Genomic DNA, 20,334 nt, shown 5'->3' with positions numbered 1-20,334 from the left:
CTGACGATCGCTCAGCCCGGAACCTTCTTGAGCATTTCCAGGCCGACCTTGCCGGCGGCGATTTCGCGCAGTGCCGTCACGGCTGGCTTGTTGCGGCTCTCGATCTTGGGGGCGTGGCCCTGGCTGAGCATGCGGGCACGGTAGGTGGCGGCGAGCACCAGTTGAAAACGGTTGGGAATCTGCTCGAGGCAGTCTTCCACGGTAATGCGGGCCATGGTGTTCTCCAGGGATCAGGAAATATTGAGCGACTCGAAGGTTTCGGCCCGGGCGCGGCGCTGGGCGGCGTACTTGAGACGCTGGGCATGAACGATGGTTTTCAGGTCGAAAAGCGCTCGCTCAAAAACCTCATTGATTATAACGAAGTCGAATTTGCTGGCCTGCGCCATTTCCTCTGCCGCGTTCTCCAGGCGCAGGTCGATCACGTCGGGCGCATCTTCGCCCCGGCGTTCCAGCCGGGCGCGCAACTCGTCCCAGCTGGGCGGCAGCACAAAGACCAGCACGGCGTTCGCGAAGGCCTGCTTGATCTGCAGCGCGCCCTGAAAGTCGATTTCCAAGACCACGTCCGCCCCCTGGGCCACGCGCTCCTCGATCACCTTGCGGGAGGTTCCGTAACGGCGTCCATGGACGTTCGCCCACTCGACGAAGCCGTTAGCCGCCACCATCGCGTCGAACTCCTGCTCGGAAGCGAAGAAGTACTCGCGGCCGTGCTTTTCCTGCCCGCGTGGCGCGCGGGTCGTGTGCGACACGGAGGGCTGCACATGCGAGTCCAGCTCCAGCAGGGCCTTGACCAAGCTGGATTTACCCGCCCCGCTGGGGGCAGAGACTACAAACAAATTTCCGGGATAGTCCATATGGGGTGTGCGTGAGCCGCTATCAAAACAGGATTATCACTCGATGTTCTGCACCTGCTCGCGCATCTGCTCGATCAGCACCTTCATGTCCACGCTGATGCGCGTGAGGTCCATGGCGGCCGACTTGGAGCCCAGCGTGTTGGCTTCACGGTGCAGTTCCTGGATCAGAAAGTCCAGCCGCTTGCCAACCTCGCCGCCTTTTTTGAGCAGGCGGGCAATCTCGTCCAGGTGCGACTGCAGCCGCGTGACTTCCTCCGCGACGTCGATGCGGATGGCAAAGGCCGTGGCCTCGGTCAGGGCGCGGTCCTGGGCCGCTTCGGGCACCACCGCGCCTTCGGCCAGCGACATGGCCTCCTTCCAGCGCTCCATGAAGCGCTGGCGCTGCTGCTCCACGAGTTGCGGAACCAGCGGCACCGCCTGGCGGGCCAGCTCGCGCAACTGCTCGATGCGCTCCTGCAGCATGGCGGCCAGGCGTTCGCCCTCGCGTTGGCGCGCGGCCACCAGGTCGTCCAGCGCCTGCTCGGCCGCGCGCGCTGCCGTTTCGCTCCAGTCCAGCGCGGGGGCGCCGGCATTGGCGCACAAGCGCAGCGCGTCGGCCACCGACAGCGGCCTGGCGTCGGGCAGCCACGAACGCACTGCATCCTGCACCGCGCCTACCCGTTGCAAGATGCGCGGGGATGGCTCGGCGAGCGCGGCGGAGTCGTCGTTGTCCACGAAAGCGCGCACCTCGACCTTGCCGCGCTTGAGGCGCTGCGTGAGCAGGGCGCGCAGCGCCGGCTCCTGGGCGCGCAGTTCATCGGACAGGCGGAAAGACAGGTCCAGAAAGCGGCTGTTGACCGCACGTATTTCCAGGCCTAGGCGCCGTACGGGCCCGTCCTTGTCGTCCCCTGCAGTAGCCACGCCGCGCTGCACGCTGGCGTATCCGGTCATGCTGTAAACTGCCATTGGACTTTTCGGTGGTTGGTTGCTTGCGATCCAGCGATTATCCGGGTTCCCCACCCGCGCCCACGACTGCCTTCGCTTCCTATGTCAAAAATCAAGCCGGCCCCCCTGCCCCCCGATACCGCCATTGGCGGCTACCGCGTGGTGCGACGGCTGTCCTCCGGTGGTTTTGGCGTGGTGTACCTCGCCATTGACGCCGAAGGCCAGCAAGTGGCCATCAAGGAATACCTCCCCGCTTCTCTGGCCACGCGTGCACCGGGCGAACTGCTGCCCAAGGTGCCGCCCGAGAAGCTCTCGCTCTACCGCCTGGGCCTCAAGAGCTTCTTCGAGGAAGGCCGTTCGCTCGCGCAGATCTCGCACGCCTCCGTGGTGAGCGTGCTCAACTTCTTCCGCGAGAACGAGACCGTCTACATGGTAATGAACTACCTGGAGGGCGCGACCCTGCAGGACTTCATCATCACCGCACGCGACCTCAAGACGCAAAAGGTGTTCCGCGAGTCCACCATCCGCTCGCTGTTCGATGAGGTGCTGCGCGGCCTGCGCATCGTGCACCAGCACAAGATGCTGCACCTGGACATCAAGCCCGCCAACATCTTCATCACCGACGACAACCGCGCGGTGATGATCGACTTCGGCGCCGCGCGCGAGGTACTCTCCAAAGAGGGCAACTTCATCCGCCCGATGTACACCCCCGGCTTTGCTGCGCCCGAGATGTACCGCCGCGACTCGCAGATGGGCCCCTGGACGGACATCTACGCCATTGGCGCCTGCATCTATGCGTGCATGCAGGGATTTCCGCCCAACGAGGCGCCGCAGCGCCAGGAGAAGGACCGCCTGTCGCTGGCGCTGAACAAGCTGCGCGGCGTGTATTCGGACAACCTGATCGAGGTGGTCGAATGGTGCATGGCGCTCGATCCGCTGTCGCGCCCGCAATCGGTGTTCGCGCTGCAAAAGGAGCTCAGCCGCGAGGGCGAGCGCCGCTATACCAAGCTGTCGGTGGCCGAGAAGATGCGCATGCAGCTCGACACCCTGGTGTCGGACACCAAGAAAAACGTGCAAAAGGTGGGCGAAGCCACCGGTCTGGGAGCGCGGCCTAAATGAAGTTCTCTGTCTTTCAGATCAGCCGCCGCGGCGGGCGCGAGGAGAACGAAGACCGCATGGGGTACTGCTACACGCGCGAGTCGGTGCTGTTCGTGCTGGCTGACGGCATGGGCGGCCACCCGGAGGGCGAGGTCGCCGCGCAGATCGCCATCCAGACGGTCTCCGCGATGTTCCAGCGCCAAGCCAAGCCCACGCTGAAGGACGTGCAGGAGTTCCTCTCCACCGCACTGCTGGGCGCGCACCACCAGATCCTGCGCTATGGCACCACCAAGGACATGCTCGACACGCCGCGCACCACGCTGGTGATCGCCGTGGTGCAAGACGGGCGCGCCAGCTGGATCCACTGCGGCGATTCGCGCCTGTACCTCGTGCGCGGGGGCGAGCTGCTCATGCGCACGCGTGACCACTCCTACCTGGAGTTGCGCAACGCCGCCATCGCCGGGCTGGAGCGCGTGAACCGCAACGTGCTGTTCACCTGCCTGGGCTCTCCCACCAAGCCGCTGTACGACGTGGCCGGCCCCGTGCTGCTGGAGCAGGGTGACCGCATCCTGCTGTGCTCCGACGGCCTGTGGGGCGCGCTGGACGACGAGACCATCGCACGCCAGCTGGGCCGCCAGACCGTCTCCAACGCCGTGCCCGACCTGGTCGAGGACGCCCTGCGCAAGGCCGGGGACGGCAGCGACAACGTGACCGTGGTGGCCATGGAGTGGGAAACCCCCGACACGTTCGAGTCCACCCAGGGCATTTCCACCGACAGCATCAGTGACGACGTGTTCGCCTCCACCATCCAGGCTGGCCCGCTGGAGAGCTTTGCGGACGACCTGGACGACGAGACCATCGAACGCTCGATCGCCGAAATCAACGAAGCCATCCGGCGCTCTGCCGCGCGCAAGCTGTAGGCCGCGGCCCGGGCGCACCGCCTCCTCCGCTCTCCGCCAGGAGTGCGGGGAGCCCCTTCTTTGANCCCCCTTTGCCCGCAGCGGCGGCCGCGCCCTGGACCAGCTGCGCCCCATCCGCATCACGCGCCACTACACCATGCATGCCGAGGGCGCGGTACTCATCGAGTTCGGCAACACGCGCGTGCTGTGCACCGCGTCGGTCGAGGAGAAGGTGCCGCCGCACAAGCGCGGCAGCGGCGAAGGCTGGGTGACGGCCGAGTACGGCATGCTGCCCCGCTCCACCCACACCCGCAGCGACCGCGAGGCCGCGCGCGGCAAGCAAAGCGGACGCACGCAGGAGATCCAGCGCCTCATCGGCCGCAGCCTGCGGGCAGTCTTTGATCTCAAAGCCTTGGGTGAGCGCACGATCCAGATCGATTGCGACGTGATCCAGGCCGACGGCGGCACACGCACCGCCGCGATCACGGGCGCCTGGGTGGCGGCGCAGGACGCGGTCAACACCCTGCTGGCTGCGGGCAAGATCAGCGCATCGCCGCTCACCGGTGCGGTGGCCGCCGTGTCCGTGGGCATCGTGCAGGGCCAACCGCTGCTGGACTTGGAATATGTGGAGGACGTGGCCTGCGACACCGACATGAACGTGGTGATGACCGGCACCGGCCACTATGTGGAGGTACAAGGCACGGCCGAGGGCGCGGCCTTTTCGCGCCAGGAAATGGACCAACTGCTGGCGCTGGCCGAGAAGGGCATCGCCGAGCTGGTCGCCCTGCAACGGCAGTCGCTACGCAATTGATAGCTGTTTGCGCTTGATTGATATGCGCTAAAGACCTTTTTGACCATGAAACTCGTACTCGCCTCCAACAACCGCGGCAAGCTCGCCGAACTGCAGGCCATGCTGGCCCCGCTGGGCGTGCAGCTCATTCCCCAGGCCGAACTGGGCGTGGGCGAGGCCGAGGAGCCGTTCCACACCTTCGTCGAGAACGCACTGGCCAAGGCCCGCTTTGCCAGCGCCCACACCGGCCTGCCCGCGCTGGCGGACGACGCCGGCCTGTGCGTGCAGGCCTTTGGCGGTCAGCCCGGCGTGCAGACGGCCTACTACGCCACGCAGTTCGGCTACGACAAGGGCGACGCCAACAACGTGCGCGCGCTGCTGGAGCAGATGCAGGGCATCGACGACCGCCGCGCCGCGATGGTCAGCACGCTGGTGGCCGTGCGCAGCCCGCAGGACCCCGAGCCACTGATCGCCGTGGGCCGCGTGGCCGGCGAGATTGCACGCGCGCCGCGCGGCACGGGCGGCTTCGGCTTTGACCCGGTGATGGTGCTACCCGCCTTCGGCAAGACCTTTGCCGAGCTGCCGCCCGAGGTGAAGAACGCCCACAGCCACCGCGGCCGCTCATCGCGCCAGATGCTGGAACTGATGCGCGAGCATTGGTTTGCCGGAACATCAGAAAGGTGAGCGGTTAGCGCTTGCCAGATAAGGGTTTCAATGTCTTTTGATGCTGAAACGGTTGTCAGGCAAGCGCCAGCAGCTATGGTTTTTAGAATCGTATGACCATCCCCATCCTCCCTGCCGCGCAGTCCGGCGCGCCGCTGCGCGACGTGCAGCACTACATGCGCCCCGGCCTGCTGCAGCTGCCCAGCCTGCCGCCGCTGTCGCTGTACGTGCACCTGCCGTGGTGCCTGCGCAAATGCCCGTACTGCGACTTCAACTCGCACGAGGCGCGCGGCGGCATGGGCGGCGATGGCGGCGTGCCCGAAGCGCGCTATATCGACGCCCTGCTGGCCGACCTGGAGGCCGCCCTGCCGCTGATCTGGGGCCGCACGGTGCACAGCATCTTCATCGGCGGCGGAACGCCCAGCCTGTTTGCGCCCGAGTCCATCGACCGGCTGCTGGGCGACATCCGCGCGCGCCTGCGGCTGGACGCGGGCTGCGAAATCACGCTGGAGGCCAATCCCGGCACGTTCGAGAAGGAGCGCTTTCGCGCCTACCGCGGCGCGGGGGTCACGCGGCTGTCCATCGGCGTGCAGAGCTTCAACGACCGGCACCTGCAGGCGCTGGGCCGCGTGCACAACCGCGCACAGGCGCTGGCCGCGGTGGAAGAGGCCGCACAGGCCTTCGACACCTTCAACCTCGACATCATGTACGCCCTGCCCGGCCAGACGCCGGCCGAGCTGGACGAGGACATGCGCACCGCGCTCGCGCTGCAGCCGCCGCACATCTCCATCTACCACCTGACCATCGAGCCCAACACCTACTTCGCCAAGTACCCCCCACCGCTGCCCGAGGACGATGCAGCCTATGCCATGCTCGACCGCATCACCGAACTGACGGGCGCGGCAGGTCTTGCACGCTACGAGGTATCGGCCTATGCACGCGAGGGCCACCAATGCGTGCACAACCGTAACTATTGGCAGTTTGGCGACTATCTGGGCATTGGCGCGGGCGCGCACAGCAAGCTCAGCTTTGCGCACCGGGTGGTGCGCCAGGTGCGCCTGCGCGATCCGCAGCTCTACATGGCCGGAGCACTCGCAGGGCGCGCCATCGCGCAAGACGACGACGTGCGCCGCGCGGACCTGCCGTTCGAGTTCATGCTCAATGCGCTAAGGCTGCAGGAGGGTTTTGCGCTGCAGGACTTCACCGCCCGTACGGGCCTGGCGATCACGGCCATAGCCGCTGGCCTGCAGCAGGCCGAGGCGCAGGGCCTGATCACGCGCGACATGGAGCGCGTGCGTCCCACGCAGCGGGGCTTTGACTTTCTGAGCGACCTGCAGGCGCTCTTCCTGGCGGACTGAGCGGGCGCCGAAAGCACACCGACGAAGCGTGCCCGGTCACAGCCGCGCACACTTCATCGGCGCCACATTCCTCCGGCTGATCAGCCGCAGCGCACGGCAGTGATCTTGCCGCTGGCGTCCACCTCCAGGTTGAGACGCTGACCGTCGAACTCTTTGGTGATCATTTGGCCCGGGCGCAGCACGCGCGCCAAGCGCGCGCCGGAACGCACGCGCGCGTCCTCCACCACCTTGGCCGTGGCATTCTTACCCACCGCCGCCTGCGCGCTCTGGGCGTTGCATTCACCGCCCACCGGGGCCGTGCTGGCGCCAATGGGCGCGGGCGCCGGGCTGCTGCCCGGTCCGATCGACGAACAACCTGCCATCATCAGCCCCACCACGGCCACGGCGCCGCCTGCCTTTAAGAAATAACGCATGCCTGTTGCCTCCTGCTCCGAAAAATGCAGCACCATACCGCAGCCGCGGTGCACGGGCCGTCACCATCGGTAACCCGGCGGCGACGCGGCTAATCCTCGCGGTGCTTTTGCACGCTCAAGCTGCCGTCGGCTTCCAGGAAGAGGTAGCGCATGTCCTTCCTGTCGCAGTCGGCCTCTCGCAACGCCCGCTCCACGTCGTTCTCCGATACGCGATGCCGCTTGCGCACCGTGTCAAAGACATGCCCATTGCGCCCCAGCAGGATCGCCTCGCCCTCCAGCAGTTTCTCGGCCATGCGAAAACGCGCCGTGAGTATCCCCACCAGGATGTTCAATCCGATCAGCACCAGGCAGACGATGAGACCGCCCCACAGCGACTGGTCCTTGCCCGTCATGGACGGACCCGCGGCCTCGCTAACCAGCATCACCACCAGCAGGTCGAACGGCGTGAATTGCCCGACGGTGCGCTTGCCGCTGACGCGCATGAGCGCCAGCAGCAGGCCGTAGACCATGGCGGCGCGCAGCACCAGCTCTGCGGCGGGTAAGTCCAGGTTGAACATAGCGGTCGCTCCGGTCAGTCAGCGTGCAGCCGCCCGTACCGCAGGCCGTACGGCGCACTTGAACACCTCATGCAATTGCCGCAGGGCCTCCGTCTTGCGGTGTTCCGATTCCGCGGCGGTGCAATCCGACGGCACCCACACCTTGTAGCCCAGCATGCGCGCATCGGTGGCCGTCAGCATCACGCACATGTCGGCGGCCAGGCCCACGATGATCAGCTGCTCGGTCTGCATCTTGTCCAGCAAATGCTGCAAGGGAGTCGAATGGAACGCCGAATGCTGTGGCTTGAGGATCACCAGATCCTGCGGCGCGGGCGCGAGCAGGCAGGCCATTTCGCCGCGCGCCCCCGGCAGCGCGCGGCAGGCGGTGAGAATGTCACGGAAGTCGCTGTGCCACGTGCCGTAGTTGTCGTTGGCATAGATCGCCGTGACCCCGCGCCGCGCCAGGCGTGTCTTCAGCCGCGCAATGGCGTTCGCGGCGCGTACCGCTCCGGGCAGCAGGTCTGCCGCTGTAGGGAAATTCAACGGATTGATCACATCCACCAACAGCAGCACGTGTTTGCTGCGCGGCAGCGGCGTGCGGCGCAATGCGGCGGGGCCCGCCACGCAGCCTCCTCAAAGCATCGCGTCGCGTTGCTGCTCCGCGCGCGACGCGCCAATGGCCGTCTCTACCTGTTTGACCTCTTCCGGCGGAGGCAGCACCGCCGGCATGCCCAGGCTTGCAATCCACAGCTCGCGGCACCAGCCCTTGGTGTGGTACAGGTGGTGGTCCTCGTCTTTCTCCACGCGCTCGTGGGCATCTTTCAGGGCGCGACCGACATCCCCGGTCGCCACCTCTGCCACCTTGCCCAGCAGTTCCCAGTTGGCGTGGTCCTTGGTCTCGGCATGCACCACGCATTCACAGGCGACCAACTGGGCCTGCGCAGGATTGCCGGCCTGCCGGGCCAGTTCGATCGCCTTGACCAGCGAATCGCCGATGTGCTTGACCACCAGGCGCGAAGGCACCACCTCGTCGGGGTCGATTCCCAGGTTTTCGCAGGTTGTGCGTACCACGTTTTGGTGCGATAGCGTCTCGTCGAGGTAGCCCTCCCATTCCTTCTTGAGGTCTTCATTGGTCGCGCAGTCGATCGCCGCACGGTACACCTGCTCACCACCCAGCTCGGTTTCCATCATCTGCAACAGCAGATCCTTAAGCTGGGCTTCGTCATAACGTGGCTTGGGCATGGGTCTTCTCCAGGTTGTGGGGTTGGAATGCAAGAGAAGCCCATGGTGTGAGGCGGACCGGTCCCGCGCCGTAGGCGACGGCCTATTTGCGCGTAATGCAATTTCCGAACAAAGCAGCCGCGCAGCCGACCGCTGTCGCGTTGATCGCAGACGAAAAGACAGGACCCCGCTATCAACAAGATAGCGGGTCTGCTGAAGTACCGTTCTCTGGGGCCATCCAAGGCGGCCAAGCTTGGACGATCGCACTGGCCCGGAGCACGAGAAGTACATGGCGCACCATTGCGCAGAAGAGTTCAAAAGCAAAGCCAGAAGTTGGCAAGAAGCGCAAGGAGCGCGCAACGGAAATAGAACCTACCCAGCCGCACGCGTCCCGCGACACTTCGGATATGTTGAGCAGCCCCAGAAAACGCTGCCAGCCTTGGCACCCTGGCGGGCCGTGCGCAGTTGCATGGCCGCCCCACAACGCGGACAGTCTGGTCGAGGGGCGTCTTGGGCAGGGGTTATAGGCTCAGTGGTGGAGGCCTTAGCTTGGGTCCGTGGGGTGTCCATCTCGTTCGCAGATTCGCGTTGCTGATTGGCAAACTGCCCCTGTGCCTGTCTTGCACGTTGAACCATCGCGAAGAGTTGGGGACCGTCAATCAGCTGAATGTTGCGCCCTTGCGCGAACTCTTTGGCATCCTCGGTGAAGCGTCCCGATGTGGCAACGAAGCCTCCCGTCGCCCCCTTGGCCGCCATGACACCATACAGTTCGCGCACAGTGGTCACTCCCACCTTGTATGCCTTCCACTGTTTGCACTGCACGAAGAACTTCTCGCCGCCTTTGGTAAGCACCAGATCAACGCCACCATCTGGCCCGTCGCCCCCTAGCTCTGTAACGCGGTACCCCTGCAGGCGGTAGGCCTCGCCGACCAGCAGTTCGAATTCCCGCCAGCTCATGCCGTCCAGGGCGGCGGCATTGGGCGCTTGTGCAACGTCCGCGAGCAACGATTGGCGCTGCTTTCTTCGCAAGGCAGAAAGGCCCGCCGCAGCAAGGCAAAGCAGCGGAACGATGTATTGACCAGCCGTTGCCATGCCGTGGATCACGGCTTTCTGCATCATTGCGCTCACCATCGCGCCACCCTGACCCTGGAGATCAGAGGCCTGGATGGGCGCCGCCAAGCGGTGCAGCAAGAGATAACTCACCGCGGCCAGCATCACGCACGCCCACCAGGGAAGCATTGCAAGCAGGTCGAGGACATCCTCCAATGGACTGGTTTTCTTACGTCTTGCCATGGCTTCCTCCCATCGTTTGTATGGTGTGTGCCGCCATTTTGCGCAGAGCAGCGGAGACACTAATACCGGCAGCTCCGTGACGATGGCGGATCGTTACCTCCGCTGGCCCTGTGACGCTCATGCGCCAAGCCGTCGCGCCATGCGTGTGGCACTCACTGTCCGGCGCGAGAACGAGCTTTGAAAAGGTGGATGGTTTCGCCGCGCGCGAGCATATCAACCAACTGGGCAATACGTCTGGCGCGCGTTTCTGCTTTCACGGCTGTCTGGATACGCCACAGTACCGCGTAACGATTGGCCGCATTGATCGTTGCAAAGAAGGCTTTGGCCTTTGCGTCAATTCCAACGCGGCCAACAGATCCTCGGGTACGGTAGACATAAGCCCGTGCCCAGCGCCCATCGGCCTTGGCCGCTTCGATCTGGGCGTAGCCAGGCGCCTGCATGCGGCCCGCCACTATGAGTGCCTCGACCTTGTCGATGTTGACTTTCGACCAGATGCTGCGCGCGCGCCGCGGCGTGAAACGCTGGAGGTAGTGCTGATCGTCGAGAGCTTTTTTCTGACCGTCGATCCAGCCCCAACAGAGTGCGATTTCCACCGCCTGGGGGTAGGTAACGCTGGGTTCTTGAGCGCCCTTTCCCTATCCCACGCTGACCGGTATCGGCGTAGACGTTGACGCGATCAATGACGAAGCCCTTGTAGACCACCTGAAGGCGGGCACGTTTACGACCATCCGGAAGTGGACGCAGACCGACTTGGCGTTGCGGGCTGACGTTGACCGCAACTATGTTTCGTTGATCGAGCTTGGCCGAAACAGTCCGAGTGTGCGCCTGATGTTCGGACTGTGTGACGCCCTCGACATCGCACCGTCAGAGCTGCTCAAGGATGTGGAGCGCCGAATGCGCTTGCAGGCGAAGGCTAGTTTGTCTTCAGTGGATTGATCCGAGTCGGAGGCATCACGAGCGTTTACCGTGGCCTTTCCACAATGTTTGTGGAATCCCAAGCCTGCTAGTCATTTGAATCCGATTTTTCCGGCCCGCCATCTGAAGCTTTCGCGCGGCTAATCGCTTCCAAATGCTTTTCAATCTTCTGAAGGGAGCCGCATATATCCTTGATAGTAGTTGCGTTAGTCCCCTCGATAGCGTCAACCACTGCCTGCTCAAGGCTTTTCACAGATGCCATACCCTCAAGATGCTTAACAGAGAGCACGCATTTGTCTGTAGCCGATGTTTCACGCCACAGAGGCGGGTGGAACCTGTACGAAATTTCTACAGGCATTCCCGCGTCTCCCAAAACTTTCAGAAGTCCGCTGTACTGGCCACCAAAAAACACAAGTCGTTGCCCTGGGGCAAGAGATGGAATTCCTGATGTTGGAATGTAGCGCCCGTCTCCAGACGGGGTTTCGATACCAAACCAGCTTATCGGTATAGGCTTCGAAAATTTTATGTCGTAGGCATTTCCAGTGCCCACATTTTCAATTACCAGTTCAATAATAGATTGCGTCCGCTTGCTGGGTTGATAGTACGCAACTAACTGAGGCTGAGAGTTTCTGTAAACAGCGACATATGCAACCAGAGCAGCAAGTGCAGCGGATGCCGGTGCCAAGTAGTCAGCCAAATATTTATTCAAATCGCCAGGCATCAAAAATCCCCTCCATAAAGGTAGCAGCTGATATGGCATCAGCAGATGACTGAGTTCCGGCGCAGCACTACCAAAAACTGCACCGAAGAAGAGCAAGACAACGCCGACGGCAGAAACATGGACGCCGCCTGTGGCCGTTGCCTCTATCTTTTTTGAAACGTCGTCTATCTGCCCAACCAGTTGACGCGCTTGTGCATCAAGCGATTGCTGAGCCTTTTTTTCAGCTTCGAGAACCGCAATGTGCATCGTGCCATGCGCCTCTTCCAACTTCTTAACAATGCTCTCTAGGTGCCCAATACGCCCTTCAACGGTCTGATTGGCAGCGGGGCCGCTAGTGCATATCAAGTGCCCCTCACCGAATACACCAAGTTCAATCGGATTAACTGATAACACGATTGGAGGGGGATTCCACCGAGGAAACGCCTTAAACCATAAGCCGAACTGCGACCCTACAGTGGGTTGCCCAAAATCTGCCCGCGTTTTCAAGATACCCCACACCACGGTCAACACACCACCGAGCTGCAAGCCCATACCCAAGAGACGGAAAGCTTTCTCAGACCACCCGAGAACGCCAGCCATTGCAACGAAAAACACTACAACAGCTAAAGCCCACCAGTAGTGGGACTTGACTGGGACACTACGCATCCAGTGATGCTAAAGCCCTCAACCACCGCACGAATTTCACCATAGTCCTCCTGCCGGCTTGCCTCCCTGGAACAGATAGTACAGGCGGCAAACGAGCATGGAGCCAATCAAAGGGGTTCGGCTGAATTTCTGGCAAATTTCTGGCAAAAAAATTTGCCAATGAAGCAAAGAAAAAGGCACCTACCGCGCTTCCGCAGTAAGTGCCTGTTTCAATTCAACATTTTGGTAGGGCGTGTTGGACTTGAACCAACGACCAAAGGATTATGAGTCCTCTGCTCTAACCAACTGAGCTAACGCCCCAAGGGGTGCGCTGCCCTGCCTCGTAGGCGGCGCAGCGGCGCGTATTGTAGGGGCTACTTCCGGTGGCTCAGGGCGTTGGAGACCAGCTTGGAGGTGATGTCCACGATCTGGATCATGCGGTCATAGGGCATGCGCGTGGGGCCGATCACGCCCAGGGTGCCCACCACCTGACCGTCGACCTCATAGGGTGCACTCACCACGGACAGCTCTTCAAATGGCACCACCTGGCTCTCTCCACCGATGAAAATGCGCACCCCTTCTGCCCGGCTGGAAATGTCCAGCAGGCGCAGGATCTGCGTCTTTTGCTCGAACAGGTCGAACGCACGGCGCAAGTGGCTCATGTCGCTGGAAAAATCGCTCACGGACAGCAGGTTGCGCTCGCCCGAGAACACCACCTCGTCCTGCGACCCGGACATGGCCTCCGAGCCCACGCTCACCGCGGCCTGCATCAGCGCCGCGATTTCTCCGCGCAGCTTGTCCACCTCAAGCTTCAGGCGCTCGCGCACCTGCTCCATGGTGAGGCCCGCGTAGTTGGCGTTGAGGAAGTTGGCGGCCTCCACCAGTTGCGACTGGGAGTAATCGACCTCGGTAAAGGTCACGCGGTTCTGCACATCACCGTCGGGCGAGACGATGATCACCAAAAAACGCTTCTCGGACAGCCGCAGGAATTCAATGTGGCGAAACACCGAGGCGCGCCGCGGCGCCATCACCACACCCACGAACTGCGACAGGCTCGACAACAGGTGGGCGGCGTTGGCGATCACCTTCTGCGGCTGCTCGGGCATGAGCTGGACTGTCGGCAACTGCTCCTGCTGCACGGTGAGCATGGTGTCGACGAACAGGCGATAGCCCTTGGCGGTGGGCACACGGCCCGCGGAGGTGTGGGGGCTGGCAATAAGCCCCAGGTCCTCCAGGTCTGCCATCACATTGCGTATGGTGGCGGGCGACAATTCAAGCCCTGATGTCCGCGACAAGGTTCTGGAGCCGACTGGCTGCCCCTCGGCTATGTAGCGTTCCACCAAGGCCTTGAGTAACAACTTGGAGCGGTCATCAAGCATTGAATCATTTTAATGATGTAATTTCTGCATGAAGCCCATCTTCCGCCGCGTTGCAGTCATAGGCAAATACCCGGGGCCTGGCGCCGTTTCAGCGTCCGACAGCGCACGGCAGATCATCGAGAGCATTGCCCAGTTCGTCACCCAGCAGGACTGCGAGTTGACGCTGGAGGCCGAAACCGCCGCCCACACGGGCCTCACGCAATACCACACGCTGGATGTGGAGGGGATCGGCCGGCAATGCGACCTGTGCCTGGTCGTAGGCGGCGACGGCACCATGCTGGGCGTGGGCAGGCGGCTGGCCGGCTACGGCACGCCGCTGGTGGGCATCAACCAGGGGCGGCTGGGCTTCATTACCGACATTCCGCTGGAGGGCTACCAGGACGCGCTCACGCCCATCCTGCACGGAGACTACGAAGAAGACGTGCGCCCGTTGATGCAGGCCTGCGTGATGCGCAGTGGCGAGTGCGTGTTCGAGGCGCTGGCCCTCAACGACGTGGTGGTCAACCGCGGCTCCACCTCCGGCATGGTGGAGCTGCGCGTGGAGGTGGACGGCGTATTCGTTTCCAACCAGCGCGCCGACGGCCTGATCGTTGCGTCGCCCACCGGCTCCACGGCGTATGCCCTGTCTGCAGGCGGCCCGATGCTGCACCCATCGATCCCCGGCTGGGTGCTGGTGCCGATCGCGCCGCACACCCTGTCCAACCGGCCGATCGTGCTTTCCGACGCGACCGAGGTGGCCATTGAGGTGGCCGGCGGGCGCGACATCAGCGCCAACTTCGACATGCAGTCGCTCGCATCGCTGCAACATGGCGACCGCATACTGGTGCGCCGTTCCGCGCACCGGGTGTGCTTTCTGCACCCGCGCGGCTGGAGTTACTTTGCCACCCTGCGCAAGAAGCTGGGTTGGTACGAGGGAGGTTCCTGACCATGGCCCTGAGGCGGATCGCCCTGAGCGATTTCGTGATCGTGCGATCGCTCGAGCTGGACCTGCATGCCGGCTTCACCGTGCTCACCGGTGAAACCGGTGCCGGCAAGTCCATCCTGATCGACGCGTTGCAACTGGTGCTGGGCGCGCGTGCCGACTCCGGTGTGATCCGCGAAGGCGCGCAGCGCACCGACGTCTGCGCCGAATTCGACGGTGGCACCATCGCGCTGGCAGCCTGGCTGGACGAGGCGGGTTTTCCGCGCGACGACACGCTGCTGCTGCGCCGCACCGTCGATGTGCAAGGCAAGAGCCGCGCCTGGATCAACGGCATCCCCGCCACGGCAGCGCAGATGCGTGCCGTGGGCGAGCATCTGCTGGACATTCATGGGCAGCACGCCTGGCAGAGCCTGACGCGGCCCGACGCCGTGCGCGGCCTGCTGGACGCCTATGCCGGCGCGCAGGTGCAACCCTTGGCCGCGCTGTGGACGAGTTGGCGCGACGCGCAGCAGGCGCTGACCCACGCCCGCGCTGCCCAGGACACGCTGCAACAGGAACGCGAGCGCCTGCAGTGGCAGATCGGCGAAGTGGACAAGCTGGCGCCGCGCGATGGCGAATGGGAGGAACTCAATGCCGAGCATGCGCGACTGTCCAACGCCCAGTCGCTGCTGGACAACGCCCAGGCCGCCCTGAGTGTGCTGGAGGACGAAGACGCGGGCGGCGCGCTGCGGGCCCTGGCGCAGGCACAGCACCTACTGCAGGACTACGAGCATGTGGACCCGTCGTTTCGCACCATGAATGAGGTGCTGACCTCCTGCATCGCCCAGGCGGGCGATGTGGCGCACTCTCTGCAAAGCTACCTGCGCCACGCCGAGCCCGACCCGGATCGGCTGCAGCAGCTGGACGCCCGCGTATCGCAGTGGATGCAGCTCGCGCGCCGCTACAAGCGCACCCCACCCGAACTACCCGCGCTGCTGCAAGACTGGAAGGACACGCTGCACCGTTTGGACAGCGCCACTGACCTGGCCGCATTGCAGGCTGCCGAGCAAACCCATGGCGCCGCTTACCAGAAGGCCGCACGCGCCCTGTCGCAAAAGCGCGCCAAGGCTGCGCCGCTACTGGCGCAGGCCATCACCCGCGCCATGCAGGGCCTGGGCATGGCGGGCGGGCGCTTCGAGGTGCAACTGGACAAGGCCGAGCCTGGGCCGCATGGCATCGACCAGGTGGCTTTCCTGGTCAGCAGCCACCCGGGCATGACGCCGCGGCCCATCGGCAAGGTGGCGTCGGGGGGCGAGCTGTCGCGCATGGCGCTGGCGATCTCGGTCACCACCAGCGAACTGGGCGAGGCGCCCACGTTGATCTTTGACGAGGTGGACTCGGGCGTGGGCGGCGCCGTGGCGGAGATCGTGGGCCGTCTGATGCAGCAGCTCGGGACGGCCCGGCAGGTACTGGCCGTCACCCACCTGCCCCAGGTGGCCGCGTGCGCGGACCATCACCTTGTGGTGGCCAAACACAAGCACGCCGAGGGCACCACCAGCAGCGTGGCCGCCGCCAACGAGGAGGCGCGCGTGGCCGAGATTGCGCGCATGCTGGGCGGCGAGCGTCTGTCCCCTACCACCCTGGCGCATGCACGCGAGATGCTGCAGGGCGCCGCCAAACCCACACCCTGAGCCATGGACCTGGAAGTCGTCGTCATCACCGGTATGTCCGGCTCGGGCAAGTCCGTCGCGCTGCATGCGCTCGAAGACGCGGGCTACTACTGCGTGGACAACCTGCCGCCGGAACTTTTGACCTCCTTCGTGAAGCTGGAGCACGCACACCACGGCCACCGCGTTGCCGTGGCCATGGACGTGCGCAGCGCCACCGCCCTGCCCTTGGTGCCGCAGCAGTTGGCCGGCCTGCGCGAGCAGGGCGTGCAGGTGCGCCAACTGTTCCTGGACGCCACCGACGACGTGCTGGTGCGGCGTTTTTCAGAAACCCGGCGCCGCCACCCTCTGTCCCAGGCCGAGATGCGCGAAGGTCCGCGCCCGCTTTTGCACACCATGCGGTTGGAGCGCGAGCTACTGGCCCCGCTGCGCGAGCAGGCACACGTCATCGACACCAGCACCCTGCGGTCCGCGCAATTGCTGAGCTATGTGAAGGACCTGCTGTCGGTGCCGCCGAGTCGGCTGACCCTGGTGTTCCAGTCGTTTGCGTTCAAGCGCGGCATCTCCATGGACGCCGACTATGTGTTCGACGTGCGCATGCTGCCCAATCCCCACTACGAGCCGCTCTTGCGCGCCCTCACGGGCAAGGACGCGCCGGTCATCGACTACCTGCGTCAGCAGCCCGAAGTAGCGCTGATGCTGGCGCACATTGGCGATTTCCTGGACCACTGGCTGGACGCGCTGGCCCACAACCACCGCAGCTACGTGACCGTGGCCATCGGTTGCACGGGAGGACAGCACCGCTCCGTCTACCTGGTGGAGCAGCTGGCGGCGCGCTTCGAGGGCCGCTGGAATACGCTGCGCCGCCACCGCGAGCTCGACGGCATCTAGCATGCACCGCTAGGTGACAGCTATTGTTTTAGTAGCTGCTAGCGCTTGCTATTGAACGACTTGCAATAGTTTTCTACCGGAAGTCGCCTATCTACGGTCGCTACCAGCTCTCATTTTTGACAGTCGTCCCCAAGGGAGGCGAGCAGCTTGCGCACGGGCGCGGGCAGCCCCAGCGCCGGCCATTGCGCCGAAGCGAACCACCCTGACTGCTGCTCAGCGCAATGCGCGTCCGGCCGCGGCGTTGCATCGCGCGCCAGCACCGGATGCAGGTGCAGGTCGCGGTGCGTCAGCACGTGGGTGAAGGCCGGCAGATCCCGCGCATCGCAGCTGGCGTGCAGCTGCAGCGCCTCGTCCAGTGCCGCGCGGCTGTCATAGACCGGCGGACAGTACAGCCCCGCCCAGATGCCGGTGGGCGGACGCCGCTCCAGCCACAGCCGGCCCGCACCATCCTGGCGCAGCAGCAGCCACCAGGCCTGCGCGCTGCGCTTGAGCTTGCGCGTGCGCACCGGGTAGTCCTGCGGGTTGCCGTCGCGGCGCGCCACGCAGGCCTCTTGCAAGGGGCACAGCAGGCAATTGGGGTTGCGGGGCAGGCAGATGCCGGCACCCAGGTCCATCAGGCCCTGCGTGTAGCGCGGCATGGCATGGGACAGGTCCTGCCGTGGCAGCAGCGCCTCGGCCTGCTGCCATAACGCGCGCTCGTTCTTCGCCTCGGCCAGGTCGGCGCCGAACCCCAGCACCCGCGTGAGCACGCGTCGCACGTTGGCATCCAGGATCGGCGCCCGTGCGCCGAAGCAGAAAGCGGCTATCGCCCCTGCCGTGGAGCGGCCGATGCCCGGCAGGGCCGCCAGCTCATCCACCGTGCGGGGGAATTCCCCGCCGTGCTGGTGCACGACGATCTGGGCGCAGCGGTGCAGGTTGCGCGCGCGGCTGTAGTAACCCAGGCCGCTCCACAGCGCCAGTACCTCGTCTTGCGCCGCAGCAGCCAGTTGGCGCACGTCGGGAAAGCGCGCCAGAAAGCGCGCGTAGTACTCCAGCACCGTGGCCACCTGGGTCTGCTGCAGCATGATCTCCGACAGCCACACGCGGTATGCATCGCGCGTGTTCTGCCAAGGCAGGTGGTTGCGCCCATGCGCTGCCTGCCAGCGCACCACCTGGGTCGCCAGCTCTGCGGACGGACCGCTCATGACGCCGCGAGCGGCTGGGGTTCGGTAAGGGGTATGTCGATGTCCACGCCCTCAGGCGCTTGCGGCTGCCGCACGAGGTCGGAGGTCAGCTCGGTCAGCCGCTGCTCCAGTTCTGCGAGGTGCTGCTCGGCCTCTTCGATCTCGGCGATGCGGTCCACCAGCCCGTTGGCGGCCTGCTGGATGCGGTTCACCGCCTCGATGCGCCGCGAGAAGCTGCGCTTGCGCTCACGCAGTTGCGCGTCCAGCTGCGCCGTGGCCGTCTTGCTCCACAGCTCCAGCTCGTTGGCCGCGGACTCGAACACGGTGCGCAGGCGCAGGCCCATGGCCCGCAACAGGCGCTGCGCGAACTCCGGCTGCGCCAGGCGCAGCGTGTTGCCCATGCCCACGTATTGCAGGTGCCGCTGCTCGATGGCCACGATCTCCTGCACATAGTTACCCAATTGGGGCGCCGCAGGTACTTGCAACGAGAAGCCGAACTCCGTGTTGAGCTGGCGGAAGGTGCCGCCCAGCATGGCCTGGATCTCGATGCCCGTGGACTGCGCGGCCTCCATGATGGTGCGCACCTTGGCGAAGGTGTCGCCGTATACCTTGCGCACGCCCAGCTTGAGCCCTTTGGGCTGCAGCGCCTCGGTCAGCTCCACCAGTTGCGCCTTGAGCGAACGCGGCCCAAGCTGGTGGAACACCTCGCGCAGCATCTTCAGATGCACTGCTCGCACGGCCTGGATCTTGGCCGTGCTGGCTTCAAACTCCTGCTGCTCCTGCTCGATGCGCCCGCGCATGGCGTCGATCACCGAGGCATTCTTGCCGCGCAGGCTGCGCAACTCCAGCATCTGATCATCCAGATCGCGCCGGCGGATGTTGATCACCCTCCGCGTCTCGGACTGCAGGCTTGCCACGCCGCTGGCCACCGTGGCCCGCAGGATGGCCTGGCGCCGGCCCATGATGCCCTCGGCCAGCGCTTCCTCCAGCAGCGGCAGCCCGCTGGACTCCAGCAGGATGTCGTCACAGTTGATCTTGGCCACCAGGCCCTTCTGGGCCGACACGGGCACGACATGGCTGAGCGGCACGCCCAGCAATTCGGCCGATGTCTGGCGCTGGCGCTCCAGCTGTGCTTGCACTTGCGACGGGGAACTGAGCGTGTCCCACAGCGTGTCGATCTTGTTGAGCACCACCAGCCGCGCATCGGTCGCGTCTTCAGCCGTGCCCAGGTGGTCGCGCCAGATGGTCAGGTCCGAGCGCGTCACGCCCGTGTCCGCGCCCAGGATGAACACCACGGCGTGGGCCTGCGGGATGAGGTTGATGGTGAGCTCGGGCTCCGCGCCCACGGCGTTCAGGCCCGGCGTATCCAGAATCACGAGCCCCTGCTTGAGCAGCGGATGCGGAATGTTGATGACCGCGTGCCGCCACATCGGCACCTCGACCATGCCCACAGCGTCCAGCACGGGGTTCTCGTCGGCGGCCTCATCGCTCCAGAAACCCAGCGCACGCGCCTCATCCACGGACACGCGGCGCACTTCCGATACTTTTTCAAGCGCCTGGGCGAGTTGGGCCGGGTCGTCCATGTCCAGCGGCACCTTCACCCAGCGGTCTGCCTTCAGGCGCCACTCGGCCAGCCCCAGGGACTGCATGCGCGTGTCGATAGGCAGCAGGCGCAGGCTGGGGGCGGTGCCGTTTTCATAGCCCAGCTCGGTCGGACACATGGTGGTGCGCCCCGCACTGGCCGGCATGATGCGTCGGCCATAGCCGGCGAAGAAGATCGCATTGATGAGCTCGGACTTGCCGCGCGAAAACTCCGCCACAAAAGCGACAGTCACCTTGTCGCTGCGCACCTGCTCTTCCAGCCGCTGCAGACGCTCCTCCACAGCCGCGTCCATGAGGTCGTGCGAACCCATCCATTGCCCCAGGCGCTTGAGCTGCTGGGCGAAAGCACGCCTCCATGCGCCGTGCTGGTCAAACTGTTCGTTGAATGAAGGTCCCACTTTGCTCCCGGATATCAATGCAAGCGC

21 protein-coding genes, 1 tRNA gene and 1 pseudogene are annotated in these 20,334 nt (G+C 64.5%); 9 read left to right on the top strand and 14 right to left on the bottom strand.

Annotated elements, in window-relative coordinates; genetic code table 11:
* Window positions 1-11 precede the first annotated feature (11 nt).
* The 3 genes from rpoZ to OX89_RS06610 are packed head-to-tail and all read right to left on the bottom strand — an operon-like array spanning window position 12 to window position 1,781.
* Entirely contained in the window at window positions 12-215 is a 204-nt protein-coding gene (gene rpoZ, locus OX89_RS06620; RefSeq protein WP_011804389.1) for a DNA-directed RNA polymerase subunit omega, read from the bottom strand.
* A gap of 15 nt (window positions 216-230) precedes the next feature.
* Window positions 231-851: a guanylate kinase gene (gene gmk, locus OX89_RS06615; RefSeq protein ID WP_047350015.1), complete on the bottom strand. Its 621-nt coding sequence runs from the start codon at window positions 849-851 to the stop codon at window positions 231-233.
* Between the two features lie 36 nt (window positions 852-887).
* A complete protein-coding gene (locus tag OX89_RS06610; RefSeq protein WP_047350014.1) occupies window positions 888-1,781 on the bottom strand; it encodes a YicC/YloC family endoribonuclease in 894 nt (297 codons plus the stop codon).
* Window positions 1,782-1,877: 96 nt separating this feature from the next.
* Here OX89_RS06610 and OX89_RS06605 point away from each other — a divergent pair, with 96 nt between their 5' ends.
* The 5 genes from OX89_RS06605 (at window position 1,878) to hemW (ending at window position 6,583) form a co-directional block, all read left to right on the top strand.
* Window positions 1,878-2,894, top strand: a complete 1,017-nt coding sequence (locus OX89_RS06605) for a serine/threonine-protein kinase (RefSeq protein ID WP_047350013.1) — start codon at window positions 1,878-1,880, stop codon at window positions 2,892-2,894.
* The gene (locus tag OX89_RS06600; protein ID WP_047350012.1) at window positions 2,891-3,793 is read left to right on the top strand and encodes a PP2C family serine/threonine-protein phosphatase; all 903 of its coding nucleotides are present in this window, start codon (window positions 2,891-2,893) and stop codon (window positions 3,791-3,793) included. Before OX89_RS06605 ends, OX89_RS06600 begins: the two co-directional genes overlap by 4 nt.
* 65 nt (window positions 3,794-3,858) lie before the next feature.
* Window positions 3,859-4,583: ribonuclease PH (gene rph, locus OX89_RS06595; RefSeq protein ID WP_157497358.1), on the top strand; the 725-nt coding region annotated here is incomplete at its 5' end.
* A gap of 45 nt (window positions 4,584-4,628) precedes the next feature.
* Window positions 4,629-5,246, top strand: coding sequence for an RdgB/HAM1 family non-canonical purine NTP pyrophosphatase (gene rdgB / locus OX89_RS06590; RefSeq protein WP_011804363.1), 618 nt, complete (start codon window positions 4,629-4,631; stop codon window positions 5,244-5,246).
* 92 nt (window positions 5,247-5,338) lie between these two features.
* Window positions 5,339-6,583 carry a radical SAM family heme chaperone HemW gene (gene hemW / locus OX89_RS06585; protein ID WP_011804362.1) on the top strand — a complete coding sequence of 415 codons (1,245 nt, stop codon included), beginning with the start codon at window positions 5,339-5,341 and terminating at the stop codon, window positions 6,581-6,583.
* A gap of 80 nt (window positions 6,584-6,663) precedes the next feature.
* On the opposite strand, the gene OX89_RS06580 is transcribed toward hemW, so the two are convergent.
* From OX89_RS06580 to OX89_RS06555, 6 genes and pseudogenes are all read right to left on the bottom strand, one after another.
* Complete coding sequence (locus OX89_RS06580; protein WP_047350046.1) at window positions 6,664-6,996, bottom strand: I78 family peptidase inhibitor; 333 nt, start codon at window positions 6,994-6,996, stop codon at window positions 6,664-6,666.
* Window positions 6,997-7,085: 89 nt separating this feature from the next.
* Window positions 7,086-7,553, bottom strand: coding sequence for a DUF421 domain-containing protein (locus OX89_RS06575; RefSeq protein ID WP_047350010.1), 468 nt, complete (start codon window positions 7,551-7,553; stop codon window positions 7,086-7,088).
* An 18-nt stretch (window positions 7,554-7,571) separates the two neighbouring features.
* On the bottom strand, window positions 7,572-8,156 hold the full coding sequence (locus OX89_RS06570; RefSeq protein ID WP_047350009.1) for an isochorismatase family cysteine hydrolase: 585 nt from the start codon (window positions 8,154-8,156) through the stop codon (window positions 7,572-7,574).
* A 9-nt stretch (window positions 8,157-8,165) separates the two neighbouring features.
* Complete coding sequence (locus OX89_RS06565; RefSeq protein ID WP_047350008.1) at window positions 8,166-8,774, bottom strand: hypothetical protein; 609 nt, start codon at window positions 8,772-8,774, stop codon at window positions 8,166-8,168.
* Between the two features lie 351 nt (window positions 8,775-9,125).
* Window positions 9,126-10,046, bottom strand: coding sequence for a restriction endonuclease (locus OX89_RS06560; RefSeq protein ID WP_047350007.1), 921 nt, complete (start codon window positions 10,044-10,046; stop codon window positions 9,126-9,128).
* Window positions 10,047-10,198: 152 nt separating this feature from the next.
* Window positions 10,199-10,678: pseudogene (locus OX89_RS06555) on the bottom strand (YdeI family protein); the annotation flags it as partial.
* Between the two features lie 13 nt (window positions 10,679-10,691).
* On the opposite strand from OX89_RS06555, the gene OX89_RS19045 reads away from it, so the two are divergent.
* Complete coding sequence (locus tag OX89_RS19045; RefSeq protein ID WP_369799259.1) at window positions 10,692-10,982, top strand: helix-turn-helix domain-containing protein; 291 nt, start codon at window positions 10,692-10,694, stop codon at window positions 10,980-10,982.
* 67 nt (window positions 10,983-11,049) lie between these two features.
* On the opposite strand, the gene OX89_RS18520 is transcribed toward OX89_RS19045, so the two are convergent.
* The 3 genes from OX89_RS18520 to hrcA form a co-directional block, all read right to left on the bottom strand.
* Window positions 11,050-12,276, bottom strand: coding sequence for a hypothetical protein (locus OX89_RS18520; protein ID WP_157497352.1), 1,227 nt, complete (start codon window positions 12,274-12,276; stop codon window positions 11,050-11,052).
* A gap of 274 nt (window positions 12,277-12,550) precedes the next feature.
* A tRNA-Ile gene (locus OX89_RS06550) sits at window positions 12,551-12,627 on the bottom strand.
* Window positions 12,628-12,680: 53 nt separating this feature from the next.
* Window positions 12,681-13,685: a heat-inducible transcriptional repressor HrcA gene (gene hrcA / locus OX89_RS06545; protein ID WP_047350006.1), complete on the bottom strand. Its 1,005-nt coding sequence runs from the start codon at window positions 13,683-13,685 to the stop codon at window positions 12,681-12,683.
* Window positions 13,686-13,713: 28 nt separating this feature from the next.
* Here hrcA and OX89_RS06540 point away from each other — a divergent pair, with 28 nt between their 5' ends.
* Genes OX89_RS06540 through rapZ form a run of 3 tightly spaced genes read left to right on the top strand, consistent with a single transcriptional unit; the run spans window position 13,714 to window position 17,144 of the window.
* Entirely contained in the window at window positions 13,714-14,610 is an 897-nt protein-coding gene (locus OX89_RS06540; protein WP_011804348.1) for an NAD kinase, read from the top strand.
* Between the two features lie 2 nt (window positions 14,611-14,612).
* On the top strand, window positions 14,613-16,277 hold the full coding sequence (recN, locus tag OX89_RS06535) for a DNA repair protein RecN (protein ID WP_047350005.1): 1,665 nt from the start codon (window positions 14,613-14,615) through the stop codon (window positions 16,275-16,277).
* A 3-nt stretch (window positions 16,278-16,280) separates the two neighbouring features.
* Window positions 16,281-17,144 carry an RNase adapter RapZ gene (rapZ, locus tag OX89_RS06530; protein ID WP_047350004.1) on the top strand — a complete coding sequence of 288 codons (864 nt, stop codon included), beginning with the start codon at window positions 16,281-16,283 and terminating at the stop codon, window positions 17,142-17,144.
* 110 nt (window positions 17,145-17,254) lie between these two features.
* Here the strand turns inward: rapZ and mutY are convergent, their stop codons facing one another.
* The gene (gene mutY / locus OX89_RS06525) at window positions 17,255-18,328 is read right to left on the bottom strand and encodes an A/G-specific adenine glycosylase (protein ID WP_047350003.1); all 1,074 of its coding nucleotides are present in this window, start codon (window positions 18,326-18,328) and stop codon (window positions 17,255-17,257) included.
* The gene (locus OX89_RS06520) at window positions 18,325-20,307 is read right to left on the bottom strand and encodes a dynamin family protein (RefSeq protein ID WP_047350002.1); all 1,983 of its coding nucleotides are present in this window, start codon (window positions 20,305-20,307) and stop codon (window positions 18,325-18,327) included. Before OX89_RS06520 ends, mutY begins: the two co-directional genes overlap by 4 nt.
* Window positions 20,308-20,334 lie beyond the last annotated feature (27 nt).

This window comes from Diaphorobacter sp. J5-51 (genome assembly GCF_001023515.1).
GTDB lineage: Bacteria > Pseudomonadota > Gammaproteobacteria > Burkholderiales > Burkholderiaceae_C > Diaphorobacter > Diaphorobacter nitroreducens.
The sequence above is the reverse complement of the archived record's forward strand: the minus strand, read 5'-3'. Positions and strand labels throughout refer to the sequence as shown.